Here is a 14,984-nt window from a genome sequence, read left to right as displayed (position 1 = left end):
GAGTACTGGCATTACCTAGCAGAGAGAAGCCTATCGCGCTTGGCTGAAATCGGCCAGGAGCGGACGCTTTAAGCTGTCGATGGCAACTAAGATGATGCTTTTACCACAGCTCAGGATCGATCAAACACTTCAGGGCGGGACGAAGGCCACCAAGCGATAGCCGAAAAGCCACAAAGAATTTCTCCCTTTTTACAACCGGAGCACCTCGGCCCATGAGCAAGAAACACGAAGTTTATATTTCAATTGACGTCGAGACCTCAGGCCCGATTCCTGGAGAGTACAGCATGCTCACAATTGGAGCGTGCAATGTAGATAAACCTGAGCAGGTGTTCTCATGTAAGCTGAAGCCAATATCGACCAATGCAGATCCTGAAGCACTAGCGGTGACGGGACTTTCTTTGGAGGCCCTAGAAATTGAGGGACTCAATCCAGAAATTGCGATGGCACAGTTCCAGAGCTGGGTCGGGGAAGTTGTTGGTACTGAAAACTTGCCCGTATTCGTCGGGCTCAATGCGCCATTTGACTGGTCCTTCGTAAACTATTACTTCCACCGCTATCTCCAGACAAATCCCTTTGGCTTTACCGCGCTAGACATTAAGGCACTGTACATGGGAGCAACTGGGTCAAATTGGATAAATACCCGCTCTAGCCAAATGGCCGCTCGACTCCAACCCAAATTACAACCGGACCATCAGGCACTGCATGATGCTCAATACCAGGCCGAGCTGTTTCGCATGATCAGGGAAATCATACAGCAAACGAAGAACTGATCTTTCACTCTGATTTACATGACCCGTTTTGGAGATCTCCGATAGTTCGTGCTGCCCCCTTAAACTGGAGATTCGTCTTGCCACAGGCAATCGTAGCTTCACAAAGTTGTGTCCACTCACGAGATGGTTGGCATGAGGCCAGCCATACACCCATGTTAGGCACGCCACCATGATTACCTATTATCACCATGAGATAACGAGATCTCTCTCCATGGAATGAGTCGAGATATTCCCACGTAGTCTTTTGATCCCGAGCTGAGGGCGACGGATATATCTCTGGATGTGTATGCCACAAACCAACCACATGCCTGTTGTGCGAGAATTCGATCTGTCTATTTCTATCGGAGGCTTTTATATCAGGGTTCCAGGCGCATCTACGTCGGTAATCAGCGCGGTTGGGACCAGTAGCGGTGTGGATGACAAGGCCGCTGGAGCCCGGCTCTGAACTGAATACCTCACCGCCAGCTTCTTTCTGCCATAGTCTCCTTTGGGCATGAGCATACATATGAGACAAGGCTTGCTCAGTAAACAGGACATAACGGGTATTATCGGGATAGAAGAATATCCTGATCATGGAAATTGCCTGTTCAAGATCAACCCATCGTGAACGCTAGCATCCTTTGCCCATTCTTTATGCGTAAGCCCAGGCCAGTGCTTGTCTAAAAAGCGTTGCCCACGTACCCAACTCCGTACTGATGAATCGGTAGTAACTGTTGCTGAATTGTCGATCATCTCCAGCGAGCACTCAGCCACCAATGCAACCGCATGCTCTGCAGCCGCAGCCGTATAGCTTTGGAAGCGGCTACTGCACCCAGGCTCTTGTATAATCACTTCACTTGGCCATACCACTGCTTCTAAATAAGACAATGGATCTTGTGCTCCCTTCAACCATTTCTGACCTGCAGGCAGCATGCAAGCATGAGCGGCAGCCACATAAGGTTCCATCCACCCGATCAGCAAGGGGCGTGGGTAACTTAAGCGGACTTGTTCAATCTGCACTCGTACATCAGGCTCGCCAGTGAGATCGAGCACCACGTCTACATCTACCAAAGTGTTTTTCTTTAACCACTCTGCTGTGCTCATCGCATACGGAGTCACTTCTGTAGCCGGGTAAGCCAAGTTAATCCGCCTAGCAATTGCATCCACCTTATTTTGACCTATAGAGTCAGCCCCAAGCAGGTGCCGCCCAATGTTCGCAGAAGACATGGTGTCAGCATCTACCACGGATATCCGACCAACACCTGCCTTGGCGATATGATCTACGATCGGGCTGCCGAGAGCCCCGGCCCCCAAAACCAGAACGTGCTTACTTTGACGCCCACTAATCTGAGGATGCTGATCTCGCCCGACCGTCCAATCTGGATCTAAGCGGGATGTCATCAGTGGTAGCGGTTTAGGAAGAGAAGGCCTAGCTTTCTTTCCTCGGTATACGTCTAGAACGGTTGGCGGACCACCGGGAAGCAAATAGGCAAAGGACACTTCATTATTTCTTAAAAGAACAACGCAGTATATGCCTCGCCCTTTGCGACTGCGGCAATTTTTAAGCCTCAAATACTCTGCAGGAAGAAGCCTACCCTGTAGAATGCGCTCCAGATCAGACATAGAGCTTGGCCAAGTAGACGGCGTAAATGAATGTGAAATCGGAATATCTGCCACTAGCACGCGAACACGCTGCTTCGCTGCAAGCCCCATGGACTGCACTAAACGATTGGTGATAGGCAACTGCTCATCTGCCGCAATAATGACCCTATTTGGAATCAAGAGCAGTCCGCTTCTAACTCGTGCCTTTGGTGGAGGCGAATCAACTGTCCATAAACCTCTAACGGCATCGAACTTTGAACGTGCCTTAGTTACCGCTATAGCCCAATAATTCAGTGCCTCATTTTCGAAGTCACCATCGAGTTCACCATTCAGCCAAGGCCTCAGGAACTGTTCAACATAGCCATGCAAGGTTAACTTAACCCTGTCCTCTGGGGAATATCCGAGGCCAGGGCCTGGGTCGCCTTCAATGCAAAGCACTCCAGCTCTATCGAGATGCGGTATACGCAAGACAGCATCTGGAGATAACTGAATGAATGCTTTGCCATACTCAGGAAACCCCTTGGGCAAACGCAGCTCAGCCCACTTAAATTCTCTTCCCTCTTGAAAAGGAGGTAGCCGCAATTGGTAGGCAGTGACTCCTCCCTCCCGGTGCAAAGCTGATAGCTGAAGCTCAGGGAATTGCTCGCACAAAAAGCTCGAATCCAGCGCCATTAATCCTCCATTTTTTAAGCCAAACCGCGACTTGCTGGAGTGGCTCTAGGAGCTGGAGGCTGAATTGTAGTCAAGCCGTTGCCCCCACCTGTTGGGGCAGCAATCCCAAAAACATCGCGCACACGTATGGAAATAGCCTGAGGGTCTTTCAGAGCAAGAATGGATTGGAGATCAGCAGATAGTGCGTTTGTCCAAGTCATGAATGATTTATAACGCTCGCCGTTATCATCATTCCATTTCTCAGCGAAGTTCTCTCCCTCGACTGTTGGGTTATCAACCCGGTATTTACCATCGAGTTCCAGCACGAGGTGCGGCATAAGGGTAGCGAGTTCATCCAGCAACTCTATTGGGTGTTCAAATGATCGACCTAAGTCCGCCAGACCCTCATAGCAACTGGTGAGTAATGTCACGATAATGACTGAGATTGGCTTGGTAGCCGCATCAATTATCCCACGCCTAGCGCACATATCTCGGTGGCGTTTAAACAACCGGATAGCAACCCGAAGTGTGTCTGTGATGTCTACGGTCTGATCCGGCACCGGAGAAATGCTTGCTGCAGCCCTATCATATGCATGCGCTTCCATCACATTTGACCAAAGGAGGCGGCGCTCCGACGTGTCGTTAACCCACTTGCTCATACCCTCAGAATTAGAGGTTTTCCAGCTTTCGGTGGGCATATCAACGACCGCAAGCGCGGTTTCTCCATATCGCGCTACGCTATAGCGCGGCGCCATAGAATGTAGGGTTTGCTCCGATATAGTATTCAACGGTATAGAAGGGGTAAATTCGAGATAAAATTTCCGTCCGGTGAAAGGTATCTTCCAGCAGCGCCGTTTGGGTTGAGCCTCTAGCTCTTTCAAAGCCTGACCTATTGACTCAAAAAATGACACGGGATTATCCGCCTCAATGTGAGAGATGTCGATTTTGCATACAGCATCAATGTCGAATTTTTCACTTCCATAGGGGGAGCGAATCAAAGTCTTAGTGCTCACCGAGCCTTGTGGCTTGATCGAAATAGATTCGGGGGGCCAAGAGAGGTTAGTGGCTAAATAATCTGCAACTTCATTGTATGCGTCAGTTGCAGCCGCGATTTCTTCCTTATCCACAGCGATATGCGAATTCGCTTCACTAAGCGCCTTAGCCCAAAGACCATATTCTTCCAGCCTATTTATAGCACCAGCTATGTAGCCCTCTCTGAGAGCCGCAAACGATTCAAGCGACTGCGTTAAACGAGTAGGACATTTTTGTTCAGCATGCTTTACCAATTCTGCGCTTTTAGTGATCATGGTATCAAACTCATTTGGGCTGCTTATCGCAGATTAACTATGTAGGTCTGCTGACCGTCAGTGGCCGAAACGTGATGGCCAGTAATCGACAAAGCAGGTATGAATTCGTAGTCACGACCTGCTCGGTCATAGATGATGTATTCGGGATGGTGCCCCGCCTGCAGCATCTGCCCGAAACGGAACACTGTGCTGGCGGGACTTACGGCGATAAGGTGTACCTTCTGAACCCTCATCACATCCTGAACATGCATGATTGCTTTACGGGCAACCTCTGCGAACTGGTCAAGATCATCAGGGTGCCCGATACAATTGATTCCTGTATTCGAACTTGTAACGCGAATCCAGGGCAGATGACCATTATCTATACGAGTTTTAAGGTCGGCAGGTAGGGCCCCTTCATCCACGTGAGCCGTTAGCTCAAGAGTAATAAGAACCTCTATGGCGTGGTCCAGCGAAAGTGAATCAACGTTAAAGGTGTCTCTGGAATGAGGAGCAACCTGAGGGTTCCAAGCCCATGTCTTCCGATGCCTGTCGTACTGAAATATCTGAATGGCCTGTGCCTCCCCCATTATGCGTCCTGCTAAAACAAGCGTCGGGATGTGGTGTAAGGGAAAAACGGCCAAGTTTTCAGTAACAGACCCACTGCACGATTCAAATCCAGTAACTAATTGGCGAATATGGTGTTCATGTTCTCTTAAATACTGATGCCAAAATCCTGGCAAATGACGATCATCTCTCTGCGATTTCCGTCGAACATAGTGGACCACCCCTGGCAGCATCGCTCGTCTCGTTGCAATGATGGCTTCAATGAGCTCGGAGTCGTGGAAGTAGGTTGGTACGTTTGCTAGATTGGCATGCAAAGTGACTGCTTTCGTAGGGGGGAATGCCAAAGAATCCAAGTAGTTTCGAACCATATCCCGATGAGACTTGCGCATCTCGTAAAGGATTTCTTCGGTGTAGTGCTCAGGCGCGAACGAGTCGATCAAGCGATGGTGTTCATCGCACATCAACATGATGTTGTCTGGGTTATTTGCGAGCCGATGAGAGTCCTCTTGGTTCCCCCGAGGCCCTTCGGGGTCAGATGCAACGATATGGGCTAAATATCCAACCTGGGCGGCTTTTGTCCAGAGATGGATCTCTGACAAATCCTTGCTACAGCCTTGGAACATGCATCTCCCACCTGCGTCAGCCCACACTTTCTGTGCTGTTTGCTTGGAAATCTCTGGCCCTCTACCTCTGGCTTTGCCGAGCAGCCCATCTCGTGTGGCAATGAGCAAATCTACACAGGGCTTGCTTTTCACTTGGTCATATATCCAAGTGCTGTCGGCAACCCGCGCGTTACTCAGCGCTTCACTCGAAACCTCAAGGCTGAATAGCAGCTTCTTGCCGACTAGCTTCTTTAGACGAGCCTTGGCCTCTGATCCTGGATCAGCTGGATGGAGAACGGGGGCGGACTCTTCAAGATCAACCACCTTGCTCAGGTACCCAGCGTGGACATATGCCACACGATGCTCTTGGGCCAAACAGGCATCCAGCCAGACAGCTAGGCTCTGATCATCAAAATTGCCTGGAGCGACGGTGTTGTTCAAAAGTGAGTCAGAGGCTTGGGGCATTTCTCGCTATTCCTTGGTCGAACTATGAATTGAGCCGCTGTTTGCTAAGGATGACAATGACGATTTTAATGGAAAGCTCCATTATTTTGCTGCTAGGTATTGCCTTTCGAAGGACGTGCAAGGTAGCGCGAATGTCTGCAAAGGGTCGAAAACAGCCATCTAATAATTCTTCATGACAACATCGGGCATCATACGCCGTCACACATTGACCACTTCACCACCAAATTCACTTAGCTTCAAACTTATCAGACATTATTTACCACCGTCACTAGCCATTAGTCCCCTTTGCTCGGCTTTTTTACCTTCGCGACCCTAAACCAAACGCGGTAAGCTTGGCGGCAACGCCGCTGTAGAGTACATGCTTGATATGACTACCCACTGGATACTCGGCCCGGGTGCCATTGGCCGCCTGCTGGCCCATTCGCTTTCACCCATAGCGGCCACCACGCTACTCGGTCGCCGTGCGCTGACTGCGCGCCAGATGCTGACCACGCCGGAAGGCGAACAGCTCGTGCTGCCGTTAAACTCGTTGACGATAGATCAACTGGCATTAAAGACGCTGGTACCGCCCGCCTTTGTGCATATCACTACCAAAGCCATGGTGGCTGAGTCGGCGTTGGCTGGCATTACTGACTGCATTTCCCCTGCTACACCGCTAGTGCTGTGGCAAAACGGTTTTTTGGCGCAACCGCGTATTACCCAGGCGTGGCCGGGGCCGGTGCTGTGCGCGACAACAACCGAAGGTGCTTATCTAACCGGTGATGATGGCGTGGTGCATGCGGGGCGTGGGCATACCTTTGTGGGTGATTTGCATAACCACCACGGTGCGCTGGCGGAAGAATTAGCGCAAACATTAACCCAGGCAGGGCTTGCCGCCACAAAGGTGTGTGATATTCGCCAGCGCTTATGGCAGAAGCTGGCGGTGAACGCGGCGATTAATCCGTTGGTGGCATTAAATGGTGTGCGTAATGGTGAATTGCGCGGTGAAGCTTATGCGGGCCGTGTGTTGGCTGTGGTAAAGGAAGTCGCGGCGATTATGATAGCCGAGGGCATTGCGCCGCCTAATGATGGCAACGGTGAAGATGCATGGTTGGCGTTGGTGTGGCAGGTGGTGGAAAACACGGCAAACAATAAGGCTTCGATGTTGCAGGATGTAGAGGCTAAACGCCCCACCGAGCGCGGGGCGATCTTGGGGCCGTTGATTGAGAGTGCCCAGCGCTATGGGTTGGCGTGTGAGGTATTGCAGGGGTTGGATGATGAGTTGGCGGAGGTTGAGGCGAGCTTTTAGGCATTACCCTGGGGCAGCTTCGCTGCCCTCCCGCGGGTGCCTCGTTTCTCGCTGCGCTCGCTACTCGTTACCACGCGCTACAAGTACGCTTACCTCATTTACATTCAAGCATCACGTTACAGGAATCACCACCACTTTTTGGTAGGCGGGGCGTTCAGCGATTTGTTGGTACCAGCGTTCTAGATTGGGGCGTGGCTGCCAGGTTAAGCCGATATGCCATAAGTTGTAGATAAAGGGTGCAACGGCAATATCACCCAGGCCAAACTCATTGCCCGAGAAGAACGTTTGCTTGGCCAGCACGTTATCCATCAACTCAAACAGCTCTTCACACGCCTGCATACCCGCTTCAATGGCAGCGTTATCGCGTTTTTCGGGTGGGGTTCTGACATAGCCCATTAGGATCGTGCGGTGCCTGGGTGACAGGGTGCTGTTCGACCAATCCATCCACTTTTCTGCCTGCGCCCGTTCGGCGGGGGCTTCGATCCATAGCTTGCTTTGCCCGTACTGCGCGGCAAGGTAGCGAATAATCGTATTGGATTCCCACAGCACGCTGTTGGTGGCGTCATCTTTGAGTAGCGGCACTAGGCCGGTGGGGTTCATGGCCAGGTATTCCGGCGTATTGTTAACGCCGTGCTCCAAGCCAGCCTGGATCTGCTCGAACGGTAGTTCCAGCTCTTCTAGCACCCAGCGCACTTTCTTGACGTTGGTGGAGTTGTTGCGGCCCCAAAGCGTGATCATGGTAGTCCTTGTATATGAGCAGTTTCTTTAAGTTTGCCCGCCCTTGAGATCGGAGACAAGCTGTGGCTTTGGTGGGATAGCTGGGGCGGCTTCGCCGCCCTTTCGCGCGGGGCCGTCCATACGGGTGCCTCGTGTTGCTCGTTCCTCGCAAAACTCGTTACCACGCGCTACAAAACCCCGCTCCTCACCACTTACGATTCATACCTCACGATTCACACCTCACACCTCACACCTCACGCCTCACTCTTTATCCTGATAAAACTGCATCAGGCTTGAGAAGTCGAGTTTACCGTTGCCTTTGGCTTTATGCAGGGTGAACAGTGAGCGGGCGGCGGAGCCCATGGGGACTGCGGAGGCGCTTTGCTGGCTGACATCCATGGCAAGGCCTAAGTCTTTGATCATCAGGTCGACCTGGAAGCCACCCTGATAGTTTTTGGAGGCCGGTGCGTTTTCCATGACGCCTGGGTAGGGATTGTAAACATTGAGCGCCCAGTTACCGCCGGAGCTCTGCTTCATGATTTCCGAAAGCACCGCGGGATCCAGGCCGTTTTTGACGCCCATATTGATCGCTTCGCAGGTGCCCGCCATCAGGATAGAGAGCAGCATGTTGTTGCAGGCTTTGGCCACCTGCCCTGCGCCGTGATCTCCGGCGTGGAAGATATTTTTGCCCATGGCTTCCAGCACCGGCTTGGCCAGCCTGAACTCGACCTCGCTGCCGCCCACAATAAAGGTCAAGGTGCCCGCTTGAGCGCCGCCCACGCCACCGGAAACCGGCGCATCGATAAAGCCGATACCCAGCTTCTCGCCCTCCTCAGCAACGCCTCGGGCAGTGGCACCGTCAATGGTAGAGCAGTCGATGACCAGCGCTCCACGTTTGATCACTTCAAACAGCGGCGCATCGTCTTCAATATATAGCCCGCGTACATGCTTTCCGGCGGGCAGCATTGAAATAATAAAATCGGCGTCGGTGGCAGCTTCCTGGGCCGAGAAAGCCACTTCACAACCATTCGCCTTGGCGGTCTCTTGCGCCTCTTGAGAAAGATCAAAGGCGCGCACGTCAAAGCCCGCTTTTACTAGATTGGCAGCCATGGGGCCGCCCATATTGCCCAGGCCGATAAATGCGATGGTGTTCATTTTATTATCCTTATTAGCCGGTAATGGGAAGATTATATTAGCGTAGATCCGCCAGCGGATTTTGCGACCATGCGGAAGATAGTAGCTCGTTGATAAAGCTCTCCTCTACCGAGGCCACATCGGGATACGTCCAGTTCGGTTGCCCGTCTTTATCGACCAGCAGTGCGCGCACACCCTCGGGGAACTCGCGGTGGCGGCAGCACTGCACCGAGAGCGACATTTCGGATTGGAAAACCTCTGCCAGCGACATATGTTTAGCCCGCTTTAGCTGCTCATCAATCAATTTCACTGACACCGGGCTACCGTGGGCCAGCGTTTTCTGTGCCTTGCCAAACCACTGATTGTCGCTTTTTACCGCCGTAATGGCGGCGACAATTTGCTCCACGCTGTCGTGATCCATCAACTCGCGAATCAGCGGCGAGTGCTGGTAAACGGGCGCTTCCAACTCGGCAAATACAGGCTGGGATGTTTGCTCAAGCTCACGCATGATGCGGTTAACCACACCGTTGGCATCGGTATTCTCCCCGGCTCCCCATTGTGCGTCGGTCAGCTGCTGCAGCATGGCATCACGGTGGTGGCTGGCGATACAGCGGTCTGCCAAGCCTAGATGTACAGCATCTGGCGCATTGATCTGGCAGCCGGTCATGGCTAGAAAGCGCCCTGCGCCGTTGGGAAGCCGGTTTAAAAACCAGCTGGCGCCTACATCCGGGTAGAGGCCGATGGTGACTTCTGGCATGGCCAAACGCGAGGTCTCGGTCACGACACGGTGGCTGCTGGCGCTTAACAGCCCCATGCCGCCGCCCATCACAATACCATTGCCCCAGCAGATCACTGGTTTGGGGTATGTATGGAGTAGAAAATCGAGTCGATACTCGGTCTCGAAAAAGCGCTCCGGAAAGCTGGGGTCGCCCTCGCCGGTAATCGTTTTATATAGATTCACCACGTCGCCACCGGCACAAAAGGCTTTTTCGCCTGCGCTATCCAGCACAACCGCCACCACCCGCTCGTCGGTGGCCCAGGCGCGCAGGCGGGGCAGCATCTCTTCACACATTTCAAGCGTTAAAGCGTTCAGCGAGCGCTCGGCATTGAGCTTAACCTCAGCAATTACGTGGCCGTCTTGGGTGGCGTGTTCGGTAAACAGTACGCTGCTCATTGGCATTCCTTATCCGTCGCTATCGTATCCACCGTAATCTTATTCATCGTCATTTACAGCTCGGTGGCACCGTCTGCCAGCACCCGGCGGGAGATGATCAGTCGCATGATTTCGTTGGTGCCTTCAAGAATCCGGTGTACCCGGGTATCGCGCACGTAGCGCTCCATCGGGTACTCCTTGATATAGCCGTTGCCGCCGTAAAGTTGAAGCGCTTCGTCGCACACCTTGAAGCCCACATCGGTAGCAAAGCGTTTAGCCATGGCACAGTAGGTCGGTGCATCGGCGTGGCCTGCGTCCAGCTTGGTAGCGGCCATGCGCACCAACTGCCGTGCAGCGACCAGCTCAGTGACCATATCGGCTAGGCGGAACTGCAGCGCCTGAAACTCGGCTAAGCGCTTACCGAACTGTTTGCGCTCCAGCATATACTCCCGCGCTTTGTTGATCGCCTGCTGGGCGGTGCCGATAGAGCAGGTAGCAATATTGATACGCCCGCCGTCGAGGCCCTTCATGGCGATTTTAAAACCGTCGCCTTCATTGCCGAGCAGATGATTGGCGGGTACCCGCACCTCTTCAAAGGTAATCATGCGGGTGGGCTGGCTGTTCCAGCCCATTTTCTCTTCCTTGCGCCCATAGCTAATGCCGTCACTCTTGGCATCAACCGCAAACGCCGAAACGCCGCTGGCGCCCTCACCGCCGGTGCGCGCCATCACCACGAGAAAATCGGTGCTTCCGGCGCCGGAAATAAACATCTTGCTGCCGGTCAATACGTAATGGTCGCCGTCGCGCTTGGCAGTGGTTTTCAGCGAGGCGGCGTCGGAGCCTGAGTTAGGCTCGGTTAAACAGTAAGAACCCAGCAGCTCGCCCGTGGCCAGTTTTGCGCCCCACTGCTCGACCGCTTCCGGAGTACCGAAATCCGCCAGCATCCAGGTGACCATATTGTGAATGGTTAGGTAGGCCGTGGTAGAGGTGCAGCCCATGGAGAGCTGTTCGAAAATGATGCTGGCGTCCAACCGCGAGAGGCCTAGCCCACCCACGCTTTCAGGTGCATAAAGAGAGCAGAAGCCCAGCTCGCCTGCTTTACGAATCACATCGACGGGAAAGAAGGAGGTTTGATCCCACTCGGCAGCGTGGGGCTCGAATTCGTTTTGGGCAAAGGCCCGCGCCATATCGGCAAAGGCCACCTGGTCTTCGTTGAGTTCAAAATTCATGGCGTATCTCCGCAGATGCGCGTGCGCACTGCTGTTGTCGTTATAATTGACGTTAACGTTAACTTATCCATTTACTCGGCTACAAGCAACCTGCCAACGCTTGCTACCTTAGGCGTAGGCCTTATAAAAGAATCAAAAAAAGGGCGCCAAACGGCGCCCAAAATCGGACAGAGAGAGTGCTATTTAATAAAAACGGTTACTTAAAGTTTTTGCGATACATCTTGTCCAGCTCACCGATTATTCCGCTACGGAAACTGAGTACACAGACCACAAAGATGATACCGAGAATAACGCTAACCCAATTCCCCAGCGGCGACTGCGCCAGGATATGCTGAAGGCTGACCACGATTCCCGCACCCATTAACGGCCCCAGCAAGGTGCCCACACCGCCCAGCAGGGTCATCAAAATCACCTCACCGGACATATGCCAGTGCGCATCGGTCAGCGAAGCCAGCTGGAAAACCACGGTTTTGGTCGAACCCGCCAAGCCCGCTAAACCTGCAGAGATCACGAACGCCACTAGCTTATAGGCATCGGCGTTGTAGCCCAGCGATACCGCGCGGGGCTCGTTTTCACGAATCGCTTTTAGTACCTGGCCAAACGGCGAGTGCACCGTGCGCTGAATCAGCGCGAAGCCGAAGATGAAAATCGCGAACACAAAGTAGTACATCGCCAGGTTGCTGCTTAGGCTGATAAACCCAAATAGTTCGCCACGGGGCACGCCGTGCAAGCCATCCTCACCGCCGGTAAACGGTGCCTGTACAAACATGAAGTACACAAGCTGGGCGATCGCTAAAGTCACCATGGCAAAATAGATGCCCTGACGCCTGATGGAGAGCACCCCAAACACCACCCCAAGCAGCGTGGCCAAAACAGTACCGGCGATAATACCCAGCTCCGGGGTTAATCCAGGGTAGCTCGCCAACAGGTAGCCGGTTACGTAACCACCAGTGGCCAAGAAAGCCGCATGGCCGAAAGACAACAGACCCGCATAGCCAAGCAACAGGTTGAACGCACAGGCAAACAGCGCAAAACAGAGCACTTTCATCAAGAACACGGGATAGGCCAAAAACGGCGCTACCAGCCCCACCACGATTAGCGCCAGATAGAACATATTGCGGCGAAACTTGGCCCGTTTCTGACGTTCCAGCACCGCGGATGGCGCCGCCATTGATTGAGATTCTGCCATGTTCATGCCTCCTTACCGAACAGCCCAACGGGGCGCAACATGAGCACGAGGATCATGACAAGAAAGATCACCGTATTAGAGGCTTCGGGGTAGTACACCTTGGTCAGCCCTTCGATGATGCCCATGGAAAGCCCGGTAATAATGGCACCTAGAATCGACCCCATTCCCCCGATGACCACCACCGCAAACACCACGATTAACAAACTCGACCCCATGGTCGGCGATACCGGATAGAGCGGCGCTGCTAACACGCCGGCAAACGCAGCAAGACCAACCCCAAACCCATAGGTGAGCGTGATCAGCAGCGGCACATTAACGCCAAAAGCCTGCATCAGCTGCGAGTTTTCAGTACCCGCGCGAAGGTAAGCACCCAACCGCGTACGCTCGATCATAAACCAGGTAAACAGGCACATCGCCAGCGCTGCCACCAGTACCCAAGCACGGTATGTCGGTAGGAACATAAAGCCCAGGTTCAAACCGCCCTGAAGGATCTCCGGTGTAGCGTAACGCGCCCCGGAAACACCGAAGAAGTTGACCAGCGTGCCCTCAAAAATGAGCGCTAAACCAAAGGTGAGCAGCAGCCCATAGAGGTGATCCAGATGGGCAATACGGCGCAGCAAAAAGCGCTCCAGCAGTACCCCAAAAGCACCAACCACTAGCGGCACTAACAGCAGCGCCAGCCAGTAATTAATGCCCAAATAGCGAAAGCCTAACAGCGCGGCGAAGGCTCCCAGCATGTATTGCGCCCCATGGGCAAAGTTGACGATCTTCAACAGGCCGAAGATGACCGCCAGGCCCAGGCTAAGCAGTGCGTAAAAGGCGCCATTCACCAGGCCCAGCGTTAGCTGGCCCATGAAGACGGCCATTGGCACGCCGAATATCATCGTCATAACGCGACTCCCCTCGCCCTCAAACAGTTGGCGGCAACTTGCCGCCAACCGGTTCTACACATCACTTGCTATGGCTATCTGGTTCAAGCTCAGCCGGGAAATTAGTTTTGCACCAATTTGCACTGGCTTTCAGATAGCGGGCGGTAGGCTTCTTCGGCGGGAATGGTGCTGAGGATTTCGTAAAGATCCCACTCACCGGTGGACTCATCCGGTGTTTTCACCTGGGCCAGGTACATGTCGTGGATCATGCGGCCATCTTCACGAATGCTGCCGTTACGGGCAAAGAAGTCCTCGATAGGCATCTCGGCCATTTGTGCACGTACGGTTTCAGGGTCGTCGGTGCCAGCGGCTTCAACGGCTTTCAGGTAGTGCATGGTGCTGGAGTAGATACCCGCTTGTACCATGGTCGGCATGCGGCCTACTTCATCGAAATAGCGCTGTGCCCATTCGCGGGACTGCTCATCCATATCCCAGTACCAGCCGGTAGTTAGCAGCAGGTTCTGAGTGGCTTCCAGGCCAAGGGCGTGAACGTCATTCAAGAAAATCAACAGGCCTGCTAGCTGCTGCCCAGATTGAGTCAAGCCAAACTGGCTGGCCGTCGTGATCGCGTTAACGGTATCGGCACCGGCGTTGGCCAAGCCAATAATTTTCGCGCCGGAGCCCTGAGCCTGAAGAATGTACGAAGAGAAGTCGTTAGTCGGGAAGGGATGACGAACGCCGCCCACAATTTCACCGCCGCTCTCTTCCACTACTTTGGTGACGTCAGCTTCAAGCGCATGACCGAAGGCGTAGTCTGCGGTCAGCATAAACCAGCTGTCGCCGCCCTGCTCTACGACAGCTTTGGCGGTACCGTTAGCGAGCGGATAGGTGTCGTACACCCAGTGGATGTGATTAGGGGTACAGTGTTCGTTGGTAATGCTAGAAGCCGCCGAGCCGGACACGATACCCAGGCCATTGTTCTCTTCCAGCACTTTGGTCACTGCAATGGACACAGAAGACGCTACTAAGCCGCCCACCATATCGACGTTATCCTGATCGATCCAACCACGCACGGTATTCGCGCCGACGTCAGCGCTGTTGCGATCATCTGCACTGGAAATAACGATGGGCGCGCCATCTACACTGCCGCCAAAATCGGCCACCGCCATCTCCATGGCGGTTAAGCCGCCGGGGCCTGCGAGGTCGCGATAAGTGCCGGACATATCGGCCAGGTAACCAATGCGGACTTCACCATCACTCATATCAGCCTGGGCGGTAGACACGGCGAGGCTTGAAGCGGCCGCAACGGCGATGCTGACGGCCAGCGTTTTTTTCATAAAGGTCATATTCGTCTCCTGGCCCGGAGGCCTTTGTTGTTGTGTTGTTTTTGAGCTGTTGTGTAGTCTTTGAGCTGTCGTGAAAGTGCGTACTGCAAATTACTGATTAATATTGTTGTTTTGTGAGCAGCGAAACTGTTGGCGGA

General features: G+C 53.4%; 13 protein-coding genes. 2 read left to right on the top strand and 11 right to left on the bottom strand.

The genetic code is table 11. The annotated features are described in order from the left end of the window. Positions 1 to 212: 212 nt before the first annotated feature. A complete protein-coding gene (locus tag U738_RS06960) occupies positions 213 to 770 on the top strand; it encodes a 3'-5' exonuclease (RefSeq protein ID WP_035578688.1) in 558 nt (185 codons plus the stop codon). 4 nt (positions 771 to 774) lie between these two features. On the opposite strand, the gene U738_RS23790 is transcribed toward U738_RS06960, so the two are convergent. The 4 genes from U738_RS23790 to U738_RS06945 are packed head-to-tail and all read right to left on the bottom strand — an operon-like array spanning position 775 to position 5,922. Beyond that, the gene (locus U738_RS23790) at positions 775 to 1,344 is read right to left on the bottom strand and encodes a Mov34/MPN/PAD-1 family protein (RefSeq protein ID WP_081899050.1); all 570 of its coding nucleotides are present in this window, start codon (positions 1,342 to 1,344) and stop codon (positions 775 to 777) included. Further along, positions 1,341 to 3,023 (bottom strand): ThiF family adenylyltransferase, encoded by a 1,683-nt coding sequence (locus U738_RS23425; RefSeq protein WP_197671939.1) that lies wholly within the window; start codon positions 3,021 to 3,023, stop codon positions 1,341 to 1,343. Before U738_RS23425 ends, U738_RS23790 begins: the two co-directional genes overlap by 4 nt. 14 nt (positions 3,024 to 3,037) lie before the next feature. Next, positions 3,038 to 4,309, bottom strand: coding sequence for a nucleotidyltransferase domain-containing protein (locus U738_RS06950; RefSeq protein ID WP_035578683.1), 1,272 nt, complete (start codon positions 4,307 to 4,309; stop codon positions 3,038 to 3,040). A 23-nt stretch (positions 4,310 to 4,332) separates the two neighbouring features. Continuing rightward, the gene (locus tag U738_RS06945) at positions 4,333 to 5,922 is read right to left on the bottom strand and encodes an SAVED domain-containing protein (protein ID WP_035578681.1); all 1,590 of its coding nucleotides are present in this window, start codon (positions 5,920 to 5,922) and stop codon (positions 4,333 to 4,335) included. A 367-nt stretch (positions 5,923 to 6,289) separates the two neighbouring features. Between U738_RS06945 and U738_RS06940 the strand changes: the two genes are divergently transcribed. After that, positions 6,290 to 7,210, top strand: coding sequence for a ketopantoate reductase family protein (locus U738_RS06940; protein WP_035583258.1), 921 nt, complete (start codon positions 6,290 to 6,292; stop codon positions 7,208 to 7,210). 111 nt (positions 7,211 to 7,321) lie between these two features. Here U738_RS06940 and U738_RS06935 read toward each other — a convergent pair whose 3' ends face one another. The 7 genes from U738_RS06935 to U738_RS06905 all read right to left on the bottom strand — a co-directional run bounded on the left by U738_RS06935 (position 7,322) and on the right by U738_RS06905 (position 14,847). Next, positions 7,322 to 7,948 (bottom strand): glutathione S-transferase family protein, encoded by a 627-nt coding sequence (locus U738_RS06935; protein ID WP_035578677.1) that lies wholly within the window; start codon positions 7,946 to 7,948, stop codon positions 7,322 to 7,324. Between the two features lie 240 nt (positions 7,949 to 8,188). Beyond that, positions 8,189 to 9,082: a 3-hydroxyisobutyrate dehydrogenase gene (gene mmsB / locus U738_RS06930; RefSeq protein ID WP_009286467.1), complete on the bottom strand. Its 894-nt coding sequence runs from the start codon at positions 9,080 to 9,082 to the stop codon at positions 8,189 to 8,191. A gap of 37 nt (positions 9,083 to 9,119) precedes the next feature. Then, on the bottom strand, positions 9,120 to 10,235 hold the full coding sequence (locus U738_RS06925; protein ID WP_035578675.1) for an enoyl-CoA hydratase/isomerase family protein: 1,116 nt from the start codon (positions 10,233 to 10,235) through the stop codon (positions 9,120 to 9,122). A 53-nt stretch (positions 10,236 to 10,288) separates the two neighbouring features. Beyond that, positions 10,289 to 11,443 carry an acyl-CoA dehydrogenase family protein gene (locus U738_RS06920; RefSeq protein ID WP_035578672.1) on the bottom strand — a complete coding sequence of 385 codons (1,155 nt, stop codon included), beginning with the start codon at positions 11,441 to 11,443 and terminating at the stop codon, positions 10,289 to 10,291. A gap of 196 nt (positions 11,444 to 11,639) precedes the next feature. Further along, complete coding sequence (locus U738_RS06915; RefSeq protein ID WP_035578664.1) at positions 11,640 to 12,632, bottom strand: branched-chain amino acid ABC transporter permease; 993 nt, start codon at positions 12,630 to 12,632, stop codon at positions 11,640 to 11,642. Between the two features lie 2 nt (positions 12,633 to 12,634). After that, entirely contained in the window at positions 12,635 to 13,522 is an 888-nt protein-coding gene (locus U738_RS06910; RefSeq protein WP_035578663.1) for a branched-chain amino acid ABC transporter permease, read from the bottom strand. A gap of 101 nt (positions 13,523 to 13,623) precedes the next feature. Further along, on the bottom strand, positions 13,624 to 14,847 hold the full coding sequence (locus U738_RS06905) for an ABC transporter substrate-binding protein (protein WP_027959157.1): 1,224 nt from the start codon (positions 14,845 to 14,847) through the stop codon (positions 13,624 to 13,626). Between the last annotated feature and the right edge of the window lie 137 nt (positions 14,848 to 14,984).

This window comes from Halomonas sp. TG39a (genome assembly GCF_000744395.1).
In the GTDB taxonomy this organism is placed as follows: domain Bacteria; phylum Pseudomonadota; class Gammaproteobacteria; order Pseudomonadales; family Halomonadaceae; genus Vreelandella; species Vreelandella ventosae_B.
This window is presented reverse-complemented; position numbering and strand designations above follow the sequence as displayed.

Bases quoted from the DNA above. Each gene is read 5' to 3' on its own strand.
- U738_RS06960 (WP_035578688.1), top strand. From the start codon at position 213: ATGAGCAAGAAACACGAAGTTTATATTTCAATTGACGTCGAGACCTCA.
- U738_RS23790 (WP_081899050.1), bottom strand. From the start codon at position 1,344: ATGATCAGGATATTCTTCTATCCCGATAATACCCGTTATGTCCTGTTT.
- U738_RS23425 (WP_197671939.1), bottom strand. From the start codon at position 3,023: ATGGCGCTGGATTCGAGCTTTTTGTGCGAGCAATTCCCTGAGCTTCAG.
- U738_RS06950 (WP_035578683.1), bottom strand. From the start codon at position 4,309: ATGATCACTAAAAGCGCAGAATTGGTAAAGCATGCTGAACAAAAATGT.
- U738_RS06945 (WP_035578681.1), bottom strand. From the start codon at position 5,922: ATGCCCCAAGCCTCTGACTCACTTTTGAACAACACCGTCGCTCCAGGC.
- U738_RS06940 (WP_035583258.1), top strand. From the start codon at position 6,290: ATGACTACCCACTGGATACTCGGCCCGGGTGCCATTGGCCGCCTGCTG.
- U738_RS06935 (WP_035578677.1), bottom strand. From the start codon at position 7,948: ATGATCACGCTTTGGGGCCGCAACAACTCCACCAACGTCAAGAAAGTG.
- mmsB (WP_009286467.1), bottom strand. From the start codon at position 9,082: ATGAACACCATCGCATTTATCGGCCTGGGCAATATGGGCGGCCCCATG.
- U738_RS06925 (WP_035578675.1), bottom strand. From the start codon at position 10,235: ATGAGCAGCGTACTGTTTACCGAACACGCCACCCAAGACGGCCACGTA.
- U738_RS06920 (WP_035578672.1), bottom strand. From the start codon at position 11,443: ATGAATTTTGAACTCAACGAAGACCAGGTGGCCTTTGCCGATATGGCG.
- U738_RS06915 (WP_035578664.1), bottom strand. From the start codon at position 12,632: ATGGCAGAATCTCAATCAATGGCGGCGCCATCCGCGGTGCTGGAACGT.
- U738_RS06910 (WP_035578663.1), bottom strand. From the start codon at position 13,522: ATGACGATGATATTCGGCGTGCCAATGGCCGTCTTCATGGGCCAGCTA.
- U738_RS06905 (WP_027959157.1), bottom strand. From the start codon at position 14,847: ATGACCTTTATGAAAAAAACGCTGGCCGTCAGCATCGCCGTTGCGGCC.